Origin of the sequence: Marinobacter sp. ATCH36, from assembly GCF_023555055.1 — a bacterium.
Lineage (GTDB): Bacteria > Pseudomonadota > Gammaproteobacteria > Pseudomonadales > Oleiphilaceae > Marinobacter.
The window spans coordinates 115,705-134,399 of sequence record NZ_JAMJPL010000002.1 but is presented as its reverse complement, the minus strand read 5'-3'; the positions used below and the strand labels follow the sequence as shown (position 1 = coordinate 134,399).

The window sequence follows — 18,695 nt, the reverse complement described above, 5'->3', positions numbered from 1 at the left end:
TCCCGCGTTTCCGGATTTTCTGGTAAACTTCGCGCTTCTGTTTATACACCCCAATTTAACAACCCAATCGACAAACCAGACCTGATGAGACGCCTATGACCACCGTAATCCGCCAGGACGACCTGATCGAGAGCGTAGCGGACGCGCTGCAGTTCATCTCCTACTACCATCCGAAAGATTTTATCCAGGCAGTTTACGAGGCCTATCAGAGGGAAGAGTCTCAGGCGGCGAAGGATGCCATGGCGCAGATCCTGATCAACTCTCGCATGTGTGCACAGGGTAAGCGGCCACTGTGCCAGGACACCGGCATTGTTACGGTGTTCGTCACGGTTGGTATGGATGTGCAGTGGGATGCCGATATGGCGCTGGACGATATAATCAATGAAGGCGTCCGCCGGGCCTATATGCACCCGGATAATGTACTGCGCGCCTCCATTCTGGCCGACCCGGACGGCAAGCGCACCAATACCAAGGACAACACGCCTGCCATTATCCATTACAAAATTGTGCCGGGTAACACCGTGGATGTGCATGTGGCTGCCAAGGGCGGTGGCTCCGAGGCCAAGTCCAAATTCGCCATGCTGAATCCGTCGGATTCCGTGGTGGACTGGGTGCTTAAGATGGTACCGCAGATGGGCGCCGGCTGGTGCCCGCCCGGTATGCTGGGTATTGGTATCGGCGGCACCGCTGAGAAAGCAATGGAACTGGCGAAAGAATCCCTGCTGGACCCGATCGATATTCACGACCTGCAGGCCCGTGGCGCCTCCAACCGTGCCGAAGAGTTGCGCCTTGAGCTGTTCGAGAAGGTCAATGACCTGGGCATTGGCGCTCAGGGCCTGGGTGGCCTGACTACGGTTCTGGATGTCAAAGTTAAGGATTATCCGACTCACGCTGCCAATAAGCCGGTGGCGATCATTCCCAACTGCGCCGCCACCCGCCACGCGCATTTTGTGTTGGACGGCTCCGGCCCTTCACTGCAAACACCACCGAGCCTGGACGACTGGCCGGAAATTACCTGGGAAGTGGGTGACAGCGTGCGCCGCGTGAACCTGGATACAGTTACGCCGGAAGACGTCAAAGACTGGCAGCCGGGCGAAACCGTGCTGCTGTCCGGCAAGATGCTGACCGGCCGTGACGCTGCCCACAAGAAGATGGTGGATATGATCGAGCGCGGTGAAGAACTGCCGGTCGATATGAAAGGCCGCTTCATCTATTACGTAGGCCCGGTAGACCCGGTACGCGAGGAAGTGGTTGGCCCTGCAGGCCCCACCACCGCCACTCGCATGGACAAGTTCACCCGCACCATGCTTGAGAAAACCGGCCTCACCGGCATGATCGGCAAGGCCGAGCGTGGTCAGGTGGCGATCGATGCCATTCGGGAATTCGGCGCCGTTTACCTGATGGCGGTGGGTGGTTCTGCCTACCTGGTGTCCAAGGCCATCAAAAAGGCGGAAGTGGTTGCCTTCCCGGAACTGGGAATGGAAGCCATCTACGAGTTTGAAGTGGAAGACATGCCGGTGACGGTAGCCGTGGATTCAAAGGGCTCGTCGGTTCACCAGACGGGGCCGGTCGAATGGCACGACAAGATCATTGCAGCCAAGGCGGTTTGATCAGGAAGAACAACTGATGCTCAGGTGCTTTCCCCAGTCCGGGGGAAGCGCCGCGTACTTCTCGAATTCCGGCTGTTCATCGAACGGCTTTTTCAGCACCTTCAGCAATTCTTTCATCGGCTCGTAGTCACCGTTCTGTGCTTCCAGGATTACCTGCTGCGCCAGGTAGTTTCTCAGGATGTACTTGGGGTTCACCTTGCGCATCTGGTATTCCCGCTCGTCATGGGCACGGGTTTCGGACTGCAAGCGCTGTTCGTAGCGTTCCAGCCACTCGTCCGCCACGCTGCGGTCCACGAACAGATCACGAATCGGCCCAGAGCCATGGGAAGTCAGGTTGGATAGCCCGCGGAAGAACAAGGTGTAGTCCACATGGTGCTCGTGCATCATGCTGAAAGTATCCATGATCAGGCTCAGGTCCGACTCGTCCTCCAGAGCCAGCCCGAGCTTGTCCCGCATGTTCTGAAGGAATCGCTCGTTATAGGCGATTTCGTAACGCCGCAGCCCCCGCCGAACATCGTCCTCGTCCATAACGGGGAGCAGCGCATTCGCAAGGTACTGGCAGTTCACAAAACCGATGTTGGGTTGGCGGTTATAGGCATAGCGCCCGCCCTGGTCGGTATGGTTGCAGATATAGCCGGCGTCGAAATCGTCCAGGAAAGCGTAGGGGCCATAATCGAAGGTATCGCCGATGATCGACATGTTGTCGCTGTTCATCACCCCGTGGCAGAAGCCTGCCGCCTGCCAGTCTGCAATCATCCTGGCGGTGCGCTCAACCACCTCCACAAACCAGCGCTGGTAACGCTCGTCCTCCGGCAGCTCAATCAGGTGAGGGAAGTGCAGCGAAATCACATGCTCTATCAGGGTTTTCAGGGCCTCTTCCCCTTCATGATGCGCCGCAAACTCGAAATGCCCGAAGCGGATATGAGTCTGCGCCACCCGCACCAGCGCCGCCGCCGTCTCAATGGACTCCCGCCGCACTGGATCATTCGCACTCACCATAAACAACGCCCGCGTGGTCTGAATCCCCAACGCCGCCATGGCCTCACTGCACAGATATTCACGGATAGTGGAACGAAGCACCGCCTTCCCATCCCCGAACCGGGAATAGGGCGTCATCCCCGCCCCCTTCAAATGCCAGTCCCAACGCCGCCCATCCGGGCCCACCGTCTCCCAAAGCAACAACCCACGGCCATCCCCCAGATCCGGGTTATACATCCCGAACTGATGCCCCGTGTACTTCATCGCCACCGGGTCCATCCCCTCAAGCAACTCGGTGCCAGCCCCCACACCGGTCCACTCCTCCGGATTCTCCGAATGGAAACCCATCTCCCGAGCCAGATCATGGTTAAAACACACCATTCGGGCAGCTTTCAACGGTGTTGGTTGCACCCGGGTATAGAAACTGTCCGGTAGCTCAAGATAGCGGTGTTCAACTTTGAATTCGTTGCTGCTCATAGGTCATTCTGAACCTTCAAAACGATGAAAATCTGACTCCGTAGCCAGAGAGCGGTCATGGGAGATACCCTTTGAAGACCGTGCATTGCCAAGGATGGCAATGCCGAGCCCCCATGGATGGGTTCACGGCGTGTCTGCAAAGGGTATCTCCCATGACCGCCTGCACCCAGTTCATAGGGCTTCGAACGCCAGTGTCCCAGATAACTCCAGTATCCGACAAACCGAATATCCACTGCCTATACTCCAATTGGTACAAAACCTGCAAAACCCAAAACAAACCACAGGGAAACAACCAACCGTGTCTGCACCCGAAGTGACCACCACCATCCAGACCCTGATAAAACAGGAATCCCTTCCCGATTCCTACGCCGACACCGTCAAAAAGACCATCCTCCCCCTGGCCCAACACATCCACAGCCTCAGACAGGCCCGCAGCGAACCCATCATTATCGGCATCCACGGCGCCCAGGGCACGGGCAAGTCCACCCTCACCCTATTCCTCAGGGAACTACTGAGCACCCACTACCGTATCCCCACCGCCAACTTCTCCCTGGACGACCTCTACCTGACCCGCGCCGAGCGGGAACAACTGGCCAGGGAAGTGCACCCGCTGTTTATAACCCGGGGCGTACCCGGCACCCACGATATTGCCCTGGGCCAGCAGGTTATTGAACAGCTGAAAGCCGCCGGCCCGGAGTCCGAAATCCCCATTCCCGCCTTCGACAAATCCCGCGACGACCGCTGCCTGCAGGAACAGTGGCCGGTATTCAGGGGCAGGGCACAGGTCATCCTGGTCGAGGGTTGGTGTATTGGCGCCGTGCCGGCAGCCAGCGAAGAAGAATTGATGACGCCGGTCAACGAACTGGAGCAGGCTGAGGACCCGGAGGGCCTGTGGCGCCGGTACGTCAATCAGTGTCTCAAAGGTGAGTATTGCGGATTTTTTGATCAGCTCGACAGCCTGATCATGCTGCGGGCGCCCTCCATGGAATGCGTTCTGCAGTGGCGCACTCTTCAGGAGCACAAGCTCCGGGAGCGATCCGTCAGCGCACCAGAACAGGGCAACAAAAGCGGGGAGTCTGCACAGCCATCGCGCATCATGAGCGACGAAGAGGTCGTCCGCTTCATCATGCACTACGAACGAATCACTCGCGCCAGTCTGGCGGAAATGCCGGCCCGCGCGGATTGCCTGATCAACGTGGGCGAAGACCACAGTTTCAGTGAACCGCTGATCCGTCAGCGCCAGTAAAGGATATCGCCATGGCCAAACCACGCCTGATTGTCTTTTCTGACCTGGATGGCACCCTGCTGGACCATTACAACTATGACTGGTCCGCCGCCCGGCCTGCTCTGGAACGGCTGGCAGCAGGGGGTATACCTGTTGTGCTCAATTCCAGTAAAACCGCCGGCGAGGTCCGGGTGGTGAGGGACGATATGGGCAATGCCTCACCCTTTATTGTTGAAAACGGAGCGGCCGTAATCATTCCCGCGAACTGTTTTGGACCGGGCCCGGAGCACGTGGAGACTTTTGGGGCGTGCCGGGAGGAAATACTCGCGGTACTCGCACAATTGCGCGACGAGGGCTTTCAGTTTCGCAGTTTCAGCGACATGAGTGCGGCAGAACTGGCCCGCCACTCCGGCCTCTCGGAATCGGCGGCGGAGCTGGCCAAGGACAGGGTGGGCACCGAACCCCTGCTGTGGGAGGGCGACGAAGCATCCCTGGACGATTTCAGACAGAAACTTGCCGCCCAAAACTGCCGACTGGTGCAGGGCGGGCGCTTTCTTCACGCCATGGGAATCTTTGATAAAGCCGATGGGGTCCGGTTTTTGCTGGGGAAGTACGAAGGGCAGTACGCAGCAGAGAAAATTATTGCCATCGCGCTGGGTGACAGCCCTAACGACCAATACATGCTGAAGGAGGCGGACATTGCAGTGATTATTAAGGGCGTGCAGTCAGATCGCGTATCGCTGCCTTCCCAGAGCAGGGCGATCCGCTCCATCAAGGAAGGCCCAGCAGGCTGGAACGAATGCGTACTGAATCTGCTGATTGAGTACGGTTACTGAACCCGGGCATTGAAACGACAGGAGCTCCACCATGGGCGACTTTTACCAGAATGGCATCATAACCACCCTCCACAACCTCAGCCGTCGGCCGGTGGAAGAGCTGGAAGCGGAATTGATGAGCTTTCGCAAAGCCCGGCCCATGTCGCTGGTATTGCCATCGCTATATTCGGAGCTGGAAGGCCCGGCGCTGAAGAATATTGTCGAGGAACTGGCGAAGGTGCCGTATCTGGAGCAGATTGTTATCGGCCTGGACCGCGCGAACGAGCAGGAATATCGTCATGCCCTGGAGTACTTCTCCGGGTTGCCTCAGCACGTGCGGGTTCTCTGGAACGATGGCCCCAGGCTGCGGGCGTTGGATCTCAAACTCCGGGAACAGAACCTTGCACCGACGGAAATGGGCAAGGGCAGAAACGTCTGGTATTGCTTCGGGTATGTTCTGGCCTCCGGTATGAGCAAATCGGTGGCGCTGCACGACTGCGACATACTTACCTATTCCCGGGATCTGGTGGCACGGCTGATCTACCCGGTGGCCAATCCCAACTTCAACTATATGTTCTGCAAAGGCTATTATGCGCGCGTGGCTGACGGAAAAATGAACGGCCGGGTCAGCCGCCTGCTGGTCACACCACTGATACGTGCGCTGAAAAAAGTCTGTGGCCCGAACGATTTCCTGGATTATCTGGACAGCTACCGCTACCCGCTGGCAGGGGAGTTCTCCTTCCGTACCGATGTGATCAATGACCTGCGTATTCCCAGCGACTGGGGCCTGGAAGTGGGCGTGCTCTCGGAAATGAAACGCAACTACGCCACCAATCGCCTGTGCCAGGTGGACATCGCGGATACCTACGACCACAAGCACCAGGAGCTGTCCCCGGAAGACGCCAGCCGCGGTCTGTCCAAGATGAGTATCGACATCAGCAAGGCCCTGTTTCGCAAGCTGGCCACCAACGGCGAGATCTTCTCCAATGAGAAATTCCGCACCATCAAAGCCGCCTATTTCCGCATTGCTCTGGATTTTGTTGAAACCTACCATAGCGATGCCGTGATCAACGGGCTGGACTTTGATCGTCACAAAGAAGAAAAGGCAGTGGAGCTGTTTGCGCAGAACGTGATGAGGGCAGGGGCCTATTTTCTGGACAACCCCATGGATACCCCTTTCATCCCGAGCTGGAACCGGGTTACCAGCGCCATTCCGGACATCAAGGAACAACTGTTGGAGGCCGTGGAACTGGACAATGAGGAATATCGCTAGTGTGGACCAAGCCGGAGCACCAACCATGAGCAACACCCTGCACCACAAGCTGGCCACCATGCTGGATGTGGTTTATCCCGCCATCGACACGGGCTTTCTGGCAGATCAGCTCCTGCAAACCATGGGGCTGGAGCGGGATGCCGCCGCGCCGCCGGCCCACCAGAATAACTGGGACGAAGCCGATGTGATGCTTATTACCTACGCAGACACGGTGCAGCGGGAGAATGAAAAACCGTTACAGACTCTGTACCAGTTTCTGCAGGACTGTCTGAGGGATACGGTATCGGCTGTACACATTCTGCCGTTTTTCCCCTACAGCTCGGACGATGGTTTCTCGGTGATGGACTACCTGGCCGTCAATGAATCCCACGGTGATTGGCAAGACATCGAACGTATCGCCGGCAACTACAAGCTGATGGCGGACCTGGTGATCAACCATATGTCGGCCCGTAGCCGCTGGTTCGAGAACTTCAAAAAGCGGATTGACCCCGGCAAGGACTATTTCTTCGAGGCCAGGCCCACGGATGACCTGAGCGCCGTGGTGCGGCCCCGCACATCGCCGCTACTGAACTCGGTGCAGACGGACGATGGTGAGCGCTACGTGTGGTGCACCTTCAGCGAAGACCAGGTGGACCTGAATTTCGCCAATCCCCAGGTGCTGAACGAGTTTGTGGGCATCATCCGTTATTACCTGGAGCGGGGCGTGACCATTTTCCGGCTGGATGCGGTGGCTTTCCTTTGGAAAGAGGTGGGCACGCCGTCGATTCACCTGCAGCAAACCCACGAACTGATCAAGATCTTGCGGTTGCTGATCGAGCATCATACTCCGCGGGGTGTGGTGATTACCGAAACCAACGTGCCCAATCGGGAAAACCTGACCTACTTCGGCAACGCCAACGAAGCCCATGTCATCTACAATTTTTCATTGCCACCGCTACTGATCAACACCCTGGTTACCGGTAACTGTCGGCACCTGAAAACCTGGTTGATGAGTATGCCGCCGGCGCAGATGGGCACCACCTATCTCAACTTCATTGCTTCCCACGATGGCGTGGGCCTGCGCCCTACAGATGGGTTGCTAACGGAAGAAGAAAAGCAGCGTCTGATTAACACCATGGAATCCTTCGGGGGCAGGGTGTCCTACCGGCGCACGCCGGACGGCAAGGACCAGCCCTATGAAATGAACGTGGCACTGTTCGATGCGCTAAAGGGAACAGCTGAACGGGGCGCGGATCACTGGCAACTGCACCGGTTTATCTGCGCGCACACGGTGATGCTGGCTCTGGAAGGTATTCCGGCGTTCTATATTCACAGCCTGCTGGGCACGGAAAACGACCGCGACCGGGTAGAGCACACGGGGCGACTGCGCTCCATCAACCGTGGGCAGTGGAACCTGGAACGGCTGGAGGCAGAGCTGGCGGACCCTCTCAGCCATCACCATAAGGTTTTCACCGAACTTAAGCGGCTGATCGCCATTCGCCGCAAACAGCCTGCATTCCATCCCAACGCTACCCAGTTCACCCTGCATCTGGGGCTGCAACTGTTCGGCTTCTGGCGCCAGAGCATGCGCCGTGACCAGTCGATTTTCTGCATCCATAACGTCACCGACGAGGTTCAGCAGGTATCGCTGGGCGACATTAACCTGATCGGCACTGACCAGTGGCAGGACCTGATTTCCGGCCTGAAGATTGATGACCTGTCCGGAAGCCTGACCCTCAAACCCTATCAAAGTGTGTGGCTGTCCAACCGGGAATGATGGCAGAATGCGCCCATGCCATCGAACTTTCCATGCCATCGGCCCCGCATACTGCTTTTATCCGCCTACGACGCCGGCAGCCATAAGCGCTGGCGTGAGCAATTGGTGGCCAGCCAGCCCGACTTTGACTGGCACGTGCTGGCGCTGCCGCCACGGTTCTTCCGCTGGCGGATTCGTGGCAACGCATTAACCTGGCTGCAGGAGCCGGCGTTGAAGGCCGATTATGACCTGCTGATTGTTACCTCCATGGTGGACCTGGCCTCTCTCAGGGGCTTTCATCCCCACCTGGCCAGCACCCCCGCTATTCTCTACATGCACGAAAACCAGTTTGCCTATCCTGACTCCGGCCGTCAGCATTCCAGCGCCGAGCCTAAAATGGTTAACCTTTACAGTGCTGTCGCGGCGGATCAGGTGCTATTTAACAGTGCCTGGAACCGGGACAGTTTTCTGGACGAGGCCTACCGGTTTCTGGATAAGATGCCGGATGGCCTTCCGGATGGCCTCATTAGCAGCATCCGAGAGAAATCGCAGATAGTGCCGGTGCCCATCGAAGACCGGCTGTTTATCAAGCCAGACAAAGCTGTTAATGGGCAGCGCCCCCACCTGCTCTGGAACCATCGCTGGGAGTATGACAAGGCGCCGGACCGGCTGCTGCTTCTGCTGGACGCTTTGACGGCGGCCGGCCAGGATTTCCGGTTAAGCGTAGTGGGTGAGCAGTTTCGCAACCGCCCTGAGGCATTCAACCTGATACACGAGCGGCACCGGGAACGTATTGTGAACTGGGGATACCTTGAAAGCCGGGCCAACTATGACTGCCTGCTGGCAGAGGCTGACGTGGCCATTTCCACAGCGCTTCACGATTTCCAGGGTTTGTCCGTGTTGGAGGCGATGGCATCCGGCTGTATTGCGCTGGCACCGGATCGCCTGGCCTATTCCGAATATGTACCGGCGGCGCAACGGTATACCAGCCATGCAAATGATCCGGCGGCGGAAGCCGAGGCAGCGGCCAGTCTGTTACGCCAGTTGTTGCAGCAACCGCCAGAGCCCTGCATGCCGCAAGCCTGGCGGCTCAGCCAATTGCAAAAGAAATATTACAAAGTGATCAGTGCAACCCTGGGCCGGCAGACGGTATCCTGAGCCTGTCCCAAATTCTGGAGTGAGCACAGATGATGAGAGCCATAAAAGTCAGTGGCGACACATTGAGCTGGGAGGAGTACGACATCCCTTCCGAGGTGCCCGAAAATCATGTGGCTATTGATATCGCGTGGACCGCCATCAACCGTGCGGACCTGATGCAAAGAGCTGGCGTTTACCCGCCACCGCCTGGTGCGTCCGACATTCTTGGCCTGGAAGTCAGTGGTGTAGTCTCCAAAGTGGGGGAGGGGGTGGATCACCTCAAGCCCGGTGATGAAGTTTGCGCCCTGCTTACCGGTGGCGGTTATGCCACCCATGTGGTGGTGCCGGCGGTTCAGGTACTGCCGATCCCGAAGGGCTTCACGTTGAAAGAGGCCGCCGCGATTCCCGAAGTGTTTGCTACGGCGTGGCTGAATCTCTACCACGAAGCGGCCCTGAAGCCTGGCGAAAAGGTACTTGTTCATGCCGCTGCCAGTGGGCTGGGTACCACCGTTATCCAGCTGGCAACAGCTCTGGGTAATCCGGTGTTTGCTACGGCCGGTGATAATGAAAAGCTGGAATTCTGCCGCAAACTGGGGGCCAGTGGCGTCTGGAATCGCAAGGATGGCTCCTTTGTCGAGGCCATCAAATCCTGGGGCGGCGTGGACATGGTGCTGGACCCGGTCGGCGGCAACTACATTTCCGATGACCAGAAAGTGCTGAACATGGATGGCCGGATCATACTGATCGGCCTTATGGGCGGTCGCATGGCGGAAGTAGACCTGGGGCTGATGCTGATGAAGCGCCATCGCCTGATTGGCTCAACCCTGCGGTCGCGACCGGTGGCAGATAAGGGCGACGTGATGAGTGCTTTGTATCAGCACGTCTGGCCACTGCTCAGTGCACGGCAGATTGATCCGGTAATCGACAGTTCATGGCCTATCGAAAAGGCCGGTGAAGCCATGGCTTATGTGGCGGATAACCGCAATATCGGGAAAGTGCTGTTGCAGGTGGCGGGTTAAATCGCGAGTAAAACCTCCGTCCCTGGAGGTTTGCCGGATCAGTCGGCGATGTGCACCAGCTGCTTGCCGAAGTTCTTGCCCTTCAGCATGCCCTTGAAGGCTTCCGTTGCGTTTTCCAGGCTTTCAGCGACGGTCTCGCGGTACTTCAGCTCGCCGGAGGCAACGCGGTTCGTCAGGATGTTGGTGATTTCCTGGTGCTTGTCCTGCCATTCCGTCACCAGGAAGAAGCGATGCTCCGGAACCGGGTCCAGCGCCTTGAGCACGTGGAACGGGGTCTCAACCGAGGTCATGTCCTCGGCGTTGTAGGCGGAGACGAAGCCACAGATTGGTACCCTTGCTCCCGGATTGAGCAACGGTGCAACGGCACGGGTCACGGCGCCGCCCACGTTTTCGAAATAGATGTCGATACCATCCGGGCAGGCGGCTTTCAGGTCTGCTTCCAGGTTGCCGGCCTTGTAATCCACGCAGGCATCAAAGCCCAGCTCTTCCACCACGTAACGGCACTTTTCAGGCCCACCTGCCACGCCCACGGCGCGACAGCCTTCTTTCTTGGCGGTCTGACCGACGACGGTTCCGACAGGGCCGGAGGCGGCAGAAACCACTACGGTCTCGCCAGTTTTCGGTTGGCCTACATACATCAGGCCGCAATAGCCGGTGCGCCCGGGCATACCAGCAACGCCCAAGTAGGCCTGCAGGGGAACATTGTCCTTCTGGTCAATCTTGTAGACCATTTCGGCGTTGCCCGGGAACACCACGTATTCCTGCCAACCGGAGTAACAGGTCACCAGATCGCCCACTTTCAGCTTGTCTGACCGGGATTCAACAATCCGCGCAACACTCTCGCCAACGATCACTTCGCCAATGCCGATCGGGTCCATATAGCCTTTGGCGTCATTCATGCGCGGGCGCATGTAAGGATCCAGAGAAAGCCACAAAACCTTGGCCAGAACTTCGCCGTCTTTCAGTTCCCGAACCGGGCGCTCTTCCAGCACCAGGTCTCCTTCCTGAATTTCGCCCTGGGGGCGCTGATTCAGAATTACGGCTCGATTGGTATATTCGCTCACAAATTATCTCCGGTTGCATAATGAAACCAGATTAGAGTGCAGCAGAATCGTTTTGAGGTCAACATCCCGGCCTGGCGAACGCGGGGTTACATTCTCTGGCGTGATGGTTATAATCGGGCGAGCTCAGGATGAGCAGACAAACTTGTATAATCTTCAGGGATCGAAGTCATGCCCCAGGCAACCGGATTGCAGTTCACCGCCAGTGTTGGCGAACTCCCCAAAGACCTGTTCGTGGTCGCCCGCTTTGAACTGACCGAACACCTCTCACAGCTGTTCCATTGCAAGCTGGAACTGGCCAGTACCTCCCCGGATATCGCGGCTGAAGAAATGCTGGAGCAGCCCGTGGAACTGGTGGTCTGGCAGGATGGCGTGCCTTTGAGGCGCTTCCACGGTGTGGTGAGCGAATTCGCCCGGGGCGACACCGGCCATCGCCGCACCCGCTACGAAGTGATCGTCCAGCCCCCGTTGTGGCGCCTGGGCCTGATGCACAACAGCCGCATCTTCCAGACCCAGAGCACGGATGCCATCGTGCGCACCCTGCTGGAAGAGCGGGGCATCGTCGACACCGTGTTTGATCTGAAACGCACCCCCGAGGAACGGGAATACTGCGTCCAGCACCGGGAAAGCGATTTGGCGTTTTTCGAGAGACTGGCTGCCGAGGAAGGCTGGCATTACCGTTTCAACCACGGCGACGTGGAAGGCAACGACCAACCAGCTCTGATCATTGCCGACCATCACGGCGACGCCCCCAGGCTGGAGCCGGTGGAATACAACGGCAAAGCCGGCAGCAGCACCCGCCAGAGCGCGATCTTCCAGTTCAGCTACCGGAAGCGGGTAAAAGCGGCTTCCGTCGCCCTGAAGGACTACACCTTCAAGAACCCCGCCTACGCCCTGATGCACGAATACCAGGCCGACAAACTTGAGGGCCAGCGGGAAGATTATCAACACTACGACTACCCCGGTCGCTTCAAAGCCGACGCCAGTGGCCAGCCCTTCACCGAAGCCCGGCTGGACGCCCTGAGAAACGACGCCACCATGGCCAACGGCCAGAGCAACCGCCCCGACTTCACCGTAGGGGCCAAAGTCGAACTCACCGAACACGACAACCCGACCCTGAACCGGGAATGGCTGTTCACCAGCATCACTCACACCGGCGAACAGCCCCAGGCCCTGGAAGAGGATGGCAATAGCAGTGCCACCACCTTCCACAACGCCTTCAACGCCATTCCGGCGGACCGCACCTGGCGTCCACAAGTGAAACACCGACCCTTGATGGACGGCCCCCAGATCGCCATCGTCACCGGCCCGGCCGGGGAAGAGATTCACTGCGACGAACACGGCAGGGTCAAAGTCCGGTTCCCCTGGGATCGGCGCCTGCGGCCAAGCGAGGTAAAGAGTGCCAAGAACGACGAACACAGCAGCGCCTGGCTGAGAGTCAGCCAGGGCTGGGCCGGCGGCCAGTATGGATTCATGGCCCTGCCGAGAATCGGCCACGAAGTCATCGTCTCCTTCCTGGACGGCGACCCGGACCAGCCAATCATCACCGGCAGGACCTACCACGCCACCAACACACCGCCCTATGCGCTGCCGGAACACAAGACGAGGACTACCCTGAAAACCCAGACCCACAAGGGCGAGGGCAGCAACGAACTGCGGTTCGAGGACGAAGCGGACAAGGAACAGATCTACATCCATGCCCAGAAAGACCTGGACCTGCTGACCGAGAATAATCGCACCGAAGTCATCAGGAATGACAGCCACCGAACGGTCGAAAACAACGCATTCAGCCACATGAAAGGCAATGACCATTGCACCGTGGATGGCGAAAAGCGAGAGGCTGTCGGCGGTGATTACAGCCAGACCATCGGAGGAACCTACCACCAGAAATCCGGCAAAGGCACTCTCAGCGAAGCCGGCACGGAAGTCCACCACAAGGCTGGCGCCAAAGTGGTGCTGGACGCGGGTGCGGAACTCACGATCTCCGCCGGCGGCAGCCTGCTGAAGCTGGACCCAAGCGGCGTAACGCTGGCGGGGCTGGGGATCAAAATCAATTCCGGTGGTTCGCCGGGCAGTGGGAGTGGCCAACAATCTCGGCGTCCGGAAAAGCCAGAGCCCCTCGGCGCTCGTCGTGGCAAGGGCGTGAGCGCGCCTGAGCTGGCGGAAACCAACACCGGCCTCAAGCTGGAACCGGCGGACGCGGGCGAGGCGGGGAGCGCATGACCCGACACGGTAGTCGACAAGTGAGGTAGGGGAAGGAGGAACCTTAGTTCACCTCACTCCCCACACTGCGCATCCCCATTCTCCACCTCCAGATACCGCGTCGGTAAGTCTGGCAGCGAGGTGTTGATCAGCTCCTCAATCCGGCCGGCTTCCCGCAACTTGCGTAAGCCCTCATTGAATTCCTCCAGATAACGCTCGCTTTCCGGCACCCGCCGGGACAGAACGAGGTAAAGGTAATCGGACTGCAGAGGGGTTGTGTGGAAGGTGATCTTGTCATCCAGATTCAGCGTCTTCAGCATTTCGATTCCCACGGCGGGCTCCATGGGGAAAAGGTCGATTCTTCCCGCTGCCAGTTTGCGGAAGTTGGATTCGTCGGAGGTGGTCACTTCTGTGCTGATGGTTCCAGCCGCAACGGCTTCCTCGAATTCGTCGCCGTAGTTGTAGTCCTGCGTCAGGCCTATGCGATTGCTTTCCAGGTCTTCTACTTCGGCCCAGTCGAAGTCTTTGTCCTTGCGATAAAACAGTACGTAGTTGTGCTCCACAATGGGGTCGCTGAAGTGGAAATATCTGAGCAGTTCCGGGCGGCAGGTCCAGGCAACCGACCCGTCCCAAAAACCTTTTTCAGCCAGCAGCTTGGCCCGGGACCAGGGGAAAAAGCCGTAAGTGACGGGCCTGTCGTTTTTGCCGAAGGCCAGTGACACAATGCGGGAGATCATACCGTAGTGGGGAGGTGTGTTCTCCATGTAGGGCGGCCAGTGGCCATTGGTGAGGCGAACGCTCTGGTGTGGTTCCTCCGCATGCAAAACTGTGGGCAGCGCGGAGATAAGCAACACACCCAAAAGCAGGTTGCTGCCACGAATGACCAGTGGCTTGCGGTAAAGCTGTCCTTGCTGACACATCTTTCCATCCAGACAGACAGGCCAGTGCTGACCGGACAATGCCATCTGGCATAAAGGGGCAGCAGCGTATTCGAGAGAAGGTAAGTTCGTTATATCGAAATAGTAGCAGTCAGCCCGTCTTTTACAACCAGCATGGCTGACAGCGGTCCCCCGGTGTTTGCAAAGATTTTCAGCATTTTACGATTGAGGGCATGCAGGTCTATGAGTTTGAGCGTAATCTGACGCTAATCATTCGGAAATGCCATTGAAATTCGTCAGGACAAGTCATGACTGCCAGGGACCCAACCAGGGAACGTCGCCCGCAATTCTGGCAGGTGGCGAAACGCTGCTGTCAGATAGCAGCCACAGTCGATGTGGCTTTTTTCTTTCTTTTTCATCTTCTGGGTTCGCCAATCCTGGCCTGGGTCAATGTGGCCAGCGTTACCATGTATGTGGTGGCCTACCGGGCACTGGGTAAAAAACAGAATGGCCTGGCCATTTCCCTGATCTGGGCGGAAGTCATTATCCACGCCGGGCTTGGCGTGGTGCTCATTGGCTGGGAGAGTGGTTTTCACTATTACCTGCTGATATTTATCCCTGCTTTGTTTGTGACCATGCAGTTGCAGGGCGCGGTAGTGGCATTGGCCGGGCTGTGGAGTTATTACGTCGCGCTGTATCTTCTGATGTGGTTTATTGAGCCACTTCAGCCTATCGCACCAGGTGCCTTGCTTGGCGTTTACCTGTTCAACCTGAGTGTGGTTTTTGCCTTGTTCAGCTACCTGTCCTTTTTCTACCTGACGATGGTCACCACGGCGAACCGCAAGCTGCGGCGAATGGCGACAACAGACTCATTAACAGGTCTCTTCAACCGCCGACACATGACGTATCTGGTAGAAAAAGAACTGGCTCGTTTTCAACGCAACGGTCACCCGGTGGCGTTTCTCGTTCTGGATATTGACCATTTCAAGTTGATCAACGACCAGTACGGCCACGAGCTCGGTGACCGGGTGCTTGAAGATGTTGCCAGTATCATCAAGGCGCAGCTACGCACCCAGGATCTGATTGCGCGTTGGGGAGGGGAGGAGTTCCTGGCCGTGCTTCCGGATACCGGGTTACAAAACGCCGAGGCCAGTGCAGAGCGGGTACGGGAGGCGCTTCTGGCCCACAGCTGGCTGGCGCCTGATGGTGAGCAGATTGATATTACCATCAGTGCCGGTGTCAGCGAGTTCCGAAAGAGCGACGACCTGAACACCGCCATCAGCCGTGCTGATCATGCGTTGTACCGAAGCAAAGAGCGCGGTCGGAATCGTGTGGAGCTGGAAGTCGTATAGAGCAGCCGTGCTCAGCTCTTACCCGATGAGCCCGGCCACGTCTCCGGAACCACAAACAGGCGTGATGATTCCTGCCAGAAACCATCGTCCGGGGATTGTTCCAGCACGGCAAACAGGCGGGGAATGCCGGCTGAACGAACAACCTCCAGTGCCTCTTCGGCTTGCTGTGGATCGGGGGGCTGCCTCTGTCGCCAGGGGCCGAGCCAATGAGGCTTGATCAGCGGAATCCAGCGGCTGGTGTGGGATGCTTCATCAATGCGGAGCCATTCGCCCCGGAGGTGGTCAGGCGGTACGTCGGCGGGTGGAGGCATTGGTTCGCCACTCGGATAGAAAAGATAGCCGGGCATGAAAACCCGAGGTCGGGCGGGCGTCTCTATTCCCGATGATTTCAGGAGACTGCGCGCTTCTGACCGTCCAGTGAGCTGGCTCTGGTGGCTGATCAGCCTCTGGGTTTTGATATCAAGGCGATCCCTTGAATTTGGCCCATACCACAGAGCCGTCTGTTGAGCGGTTTCGCGATAACCGAGGTAGAACTTCACAGCAATTTCATGATGTTCAACGGCGTTGTCTACAGGGTTGCGGACCACGAAATCCAGTTCGCCCAGAGTAATACCGTTACTTCTGACCGGCTGGTTTTTCAGCAGTATCTCCCAGCCGAGCAGGTCTTCCATCAGGCATTGGTAAAGGCGCTCGAAGTAGTGGCCCAGGCGCCTGGCGGGTTGCTCCGTTAATACTGCCGGGCCAAGCCGGGGCTCGTTGTCCCAGGCCCTCAAGCGTTCTTCGGCATCCGCTGGCAGATATTTTTCTGGAACAAATCCCATGGGAGAGCTGATAAGCTGGGGGGCATGACACATCCACGCCAGGTGGCGCACGGCTGGAACCCGGTAATCAAGATGAGCTATCGTTTCAGGGCGTCGCTTCATAGTGGCAGGATAACCCAACAGGAGACGCAATATGCAGTATCTTCATACCATGATCCGGGTCAGTAACCTGGAAAAGACCCTGCATTTTTTCTGTGATCTGCTCGGCATGGTTGAAATCAACCGCAAGAGCAGCGAGAAAGGGCGCTTTACCCTGGTGTTCCTCGCCGCCAGGGAAGATGAGTCGAGCGCCAGAGAGAACAAGGCTCCGATGATCGAGCTGACTTACAACTGGGACCCGGAAGAGTACTCCGGTGGCCGCAATTTCGGTCATCTGGCGTATCGGGTGGATGATATCTACGAGCTTTGCAGTCATCTGCAGGCCAATGGCGTTACGATTAACCGGCCGCCTCGTGATGGCCATATGGCCTTTATCCGGTCGCCGGACGGCATTTCCATCGAGCTGCTCCAGAAAGGTGAATCCCTGCCGCCGAGGGAACCATGGGCCAGCATGGAGAATACGGGCACATGGTGATTGCTGTATTCCGGGTGAAACCGGTTTAATGACCGCCGGCGGGACAATCCGGCGGTGTTTGGGGTAAAATTCGCGAAAATTCAAGACAAGGACGATCCATGCTTGCTGTGATTCTCTCTGGTGGTTCCGGCACCCGCTTATGGCCGCTTTCCCGTGAAGCCTATCCCAAGCAGTTTCTGCCGGTGGTGTCTGACGAAACCCTGCTGGCCGAAACCATTGACCGTGGCCTGGCCCTGGATGAGAAAGCGAGGGTAATGGCAATCACCAACGAGGAACATCGATTCGTTGTGGCTGCCCATTTGCACGCTCAGGCAACTGACCGCACCGCTGGTATTATCCTGGAGCCGGTTGGTCGCAATACGGCCCCGGCGATTGCCCTTGCGGCCCTTGCCGCGGCTGAGGAAAATCCCGAAGAGTTGCTGCTTGTCATGCCCTCGGATCATGTTCTGAAGCAGCTGGATGTGTTTCGTCAGGCGGTTAGCCAGGGCGCGGAAGCAGCCCGGGCAGGAAAGCTGGTCACTTTCGGCATCGTGCCTGATGCGCCGCATACGGGTTATGGCTATATCAAGGCAGGTGAGGCCCATGAGGGCTACAACGATGTGTCCGCTTTTGTAGAAAAGCCGGATGAAGAAACCGCCCGCCGGTATCTGGAGGAGGGCGACTATTTCTGGAACAGTGGCATGTTTCTGTTCCGGGCAGACCGCTACCTGCAGGAGCTGGAAAGCCAGCAACCGGCGATGATCAAAGCCTGCCGCGCTGCCTGGAAAGAGCGCAATGCCGATATGGATTTCACTCGTGTAGGCGCCGAGGCTTTCAAGGCCTGCCCGGACGACTCTATCGATTACGCCGTGATGGAAAAAACCCGGGATGCCGTGGTAGTTCCCTTGGATGCCGGCTGGTCTGATGTTGGCTCGTGGTCGGCGCTCTGGGATATCCAGCCCCACGATGAAAACAACAACGTGTGCCGGGGAGATGTCATCACCGAAGACGTTTCCGGTTCCTATATCCACTCCGAAGGCCGCCTGATTGCCGCGCTGGGCATTACCGATCACGTTATTGTTGAAACCGATGACGTAGTGTTGGTGGCGGACCGTAACCGGGTTCAGGATGTGAAGAAGCTGGTCGCCCAGGTAAAGGCCCAGAACCGCCACGAACACCGGTTCCACAAGAAAGTACATCGTCCCTGGGGCACCTACGAGGGCATTGCCATGGGTGAGCGCTTCCAGGTCAAGCGTATCACCGTCAAGCCCGGTGCCTCCCTGTCACTGCAGAAGCATCACCACCGTGCCGAGCACTGGGTTGTGGTCAAGGGAACGGCCACCGTCAACCGCGGTGACGATGTCATGCTGCTGACGGAAGACCAGTCCACGTACATTCCACTGGGCATTACCCATCGGCTGACCAACCCTGGTGTCATTCCGCTGGAACTGATTGAAGTACAGACTGGCAGTTACCTCGGTGAGGACGACATTGTACGTTTCGAAGATACCTATAACCGGGTCTGACCGGATTGATTGAACCGGCATCAGGACGATGCC

Annotated in this window: 15 protein-coding genes; 11 read left to right on the top strand and 4 right to left on the bottom strand. The window is 57.8% G+C overall.

What is annotated here, in order from left to right; genetic code table 11:
- Nucleotides 1–95: 95 nt before the first annotated feature.
- Entirely contained in the window at nt 96–1,610 is a 1,515-nt protein-coding gene (locus M8010_RS08370) for a fumarate hydratase (RefSeq protein WP_250090364.1), read from the top strand.
- Here the strand turns inward: M8010_RS08370 and M8010_RS08365 are convergent, their stop codons facing one another.
- Nucleotides 1,611–3,065 (bottom strand): protein adenylyltransferase SelO, encoded by a 1,455-nt coding sequence (locus M8010_RS08365; protein ID WP_250090363.1) that lies wholly within the window; start codon nt 3,063–3,065, stop codon nt 1,611–1,613.
- Between the two features lie 298 nt (nt 3,066–3,363).
- Between M8010_RS08365 and M8010_RS08360 the strand changes: the two genes are divergently transcribed.
- The 6 genes from M8010_RS08360 to M8010_RS08335 are packed head-to-tail and all read left to right on the top strand — an operon-like array spanning nt 3,364 to nt 10,269.
- Nucleotides 3,364–4,311, top strand: coding sequence for a hypothetical protein (locus M8010_RS08360; RefSeq protein ID WP_250090362.1), 948 nt, complete (start codon nt 3,364–3,366; stop codon nt 4,309–4,311).
- Nucleotides 4,312–4,322: 11 nt separating this feature from the next.
- Nucleotides 4,323–5,126, top strand: coding sequence for an HAD-IIB family hydrolase (locus tag M8010_RS08355; protein WP_250090360.1), 804 nt, complete (start codon nt 4,323–4,325; stop codon nt 5,124–5,126).
- A 31-nt stretch (nt 5,127–5,157) separates the two neighbouring features.
- Nucleotides 5,158–6,378, top strand: a complete 1,221-nt coding sequence (locus M8010_RS08350; protein WP_250090358.1) for a glycosyltransferase family protein — start codon at nt 5,158–5,160, stop codon at nt 6,376–6,378.
- 25 nt (nt 6,379–6,403) lie between these two features.
- Complete coding sequence (locus M8010_RS08345) at nt 6,404–8,134, top strand: sugar phosphorylase (protein ID WP_250090357.1); 1,731 nt, start codon at nt 6,404–6,406, stop codon at nt 8,132–8,134.
- 15 nt (nt 8,135–8,149) lie between these two features.
- Nucleotides 8,150–9,271 carry a tRNA-queuosine alpha-mannosyltransferase domain-containing protein gene (locus M8010_RS08340; protein WP_250090355.1) on the top strand — a complete coding sequence of 374 codons (1,122 nt, stop codon included), beginning with the start codon at nt 8,150–8,152 and terminating at the stop codon, nt 9,269–9,271.
- A gap of 29 nt (nt 9,272–9,300) precedes the next feature.
- Nucleotides 9,301–10,269 carry an NAD(P)H-quinone oxidoreductase gene (locus M8010_RS08335; RefSeq protein WP_250090353.1) on the top strand — a complete coding sequence of 323 codons (969 nt, stop codon included), beginning with the start codon at nt 9,301–9,303 and terminating at the stop codon, nt 10,267–10,269.
- Between the two features lie 38 nt (nt 10,270–10,307).
- Here the strand turns inward: M8010_RS08335 and M8010_RS08330 are convergent, their stop codons facing one another.
- Complete coding sequence (locus tag M8010_RS08330; protein ID WP_250090352.1) at nt 10,308–11,333, bottom strand: NADP-dependent oxidoreductase; 1,026 nt, start codon at nt 11,331–11,333, stop codon at nt 10,308–10,310.
- 168 nt (nt 11,334–11,501) lie between these two features.
- Here M8010_RS08330 and M8010_RS08325 point away from each other — a divergent pair, with 168 nt between their 5' ends.
- On the top strand, nt 11,502–13,553 hold the full coding sequence (locus tag M8010_RS08325; RefSeq protein ID WP_250090351.1) for a type VI secretion system Vgr family protein: 2,052 nt from the start codon (nt 11,502–11,504) through the stop codon (nt 13,551–13,553).
- A 53-nt stretch (nt 13,554–13,606) separates the two neighbouring features.
- Here the strand turns inward: M8010_RS08325 and M8010_RS08320 are convergent, their stop codons facing one another.
- Nucleotides 13,607–14,452, bottom strand: a complete 846-nt coding sequence (locus tag M8010_RS08320; RefSeq protein WP_250090349.1) for a substrate-binding periplasmic protein — start codon at nt 14,450–14,452, stop codon at nt 13,607–13,609.
- 266 nt (nt 14,453–14,718) lie between these two features.
- On the opposite strand from M8010_RS08320, the gene M8010_RS08315 reads away from it, so the two are divergent.
- A complete protein-coding gene (locus M8010_RS08315) occupies nt 14,719–15,762 on the top strand; it encodes a GGDEF domain-containing protein (protein WP_250090346.1) in 1,044 nt (347 codons plus the stop codon).
- 11 nt (nt 15,763–15,773) lie between these two features.
- On the opposite strand, the gene M8010_RS08310 is transcribed toward M8010_RS08315, so the two are convergent.
- Nucleotides 15,774–16,685 carry a DUF1853 family protein gene (locus M8010_RS08310; protein WP_250090345.1) on the bottom strand — a complete coding sequence of 304 codons (912 nt, stop codon included), beginning with the start codon at nt 16,683–16,685 and terminating at the stop codon, nt 15,774–15,776.
- Between the two features lie 31 nt (nt 16,686–16,716).
- On the opposite strand from M8010_RS08310, the gene M8010_RS08305 reads away from it, so the two are divergent.
- Nucleotides 16,717–17,157: a VOC family protein gene (locus M8010_RS08305; protein ID WP_250090344.1), complete on the top strand. Its 441-nt coding sequence runs from the start codon at nt 16,717–16,719 to the stop codon at nt 17,155–17,157.
- Between the two features lie 98 nt (nt 17,158–17,255).
- Nucleotides 17,256–18,662, top strand: a complete 1,407-nt coding sequence (locus M8010_RS08300; RefSeq protein WP_250090342.1) for a mannose-1-phosphate guanylyltransferase/mannose-6-phosphate isomerase — start codon at nt 17,256–17,258, stop codon at nt 18,660–18,662.
- The last annotated feature ends 33 nt before the right edge of the window (nt 18,663–18,695 follow it).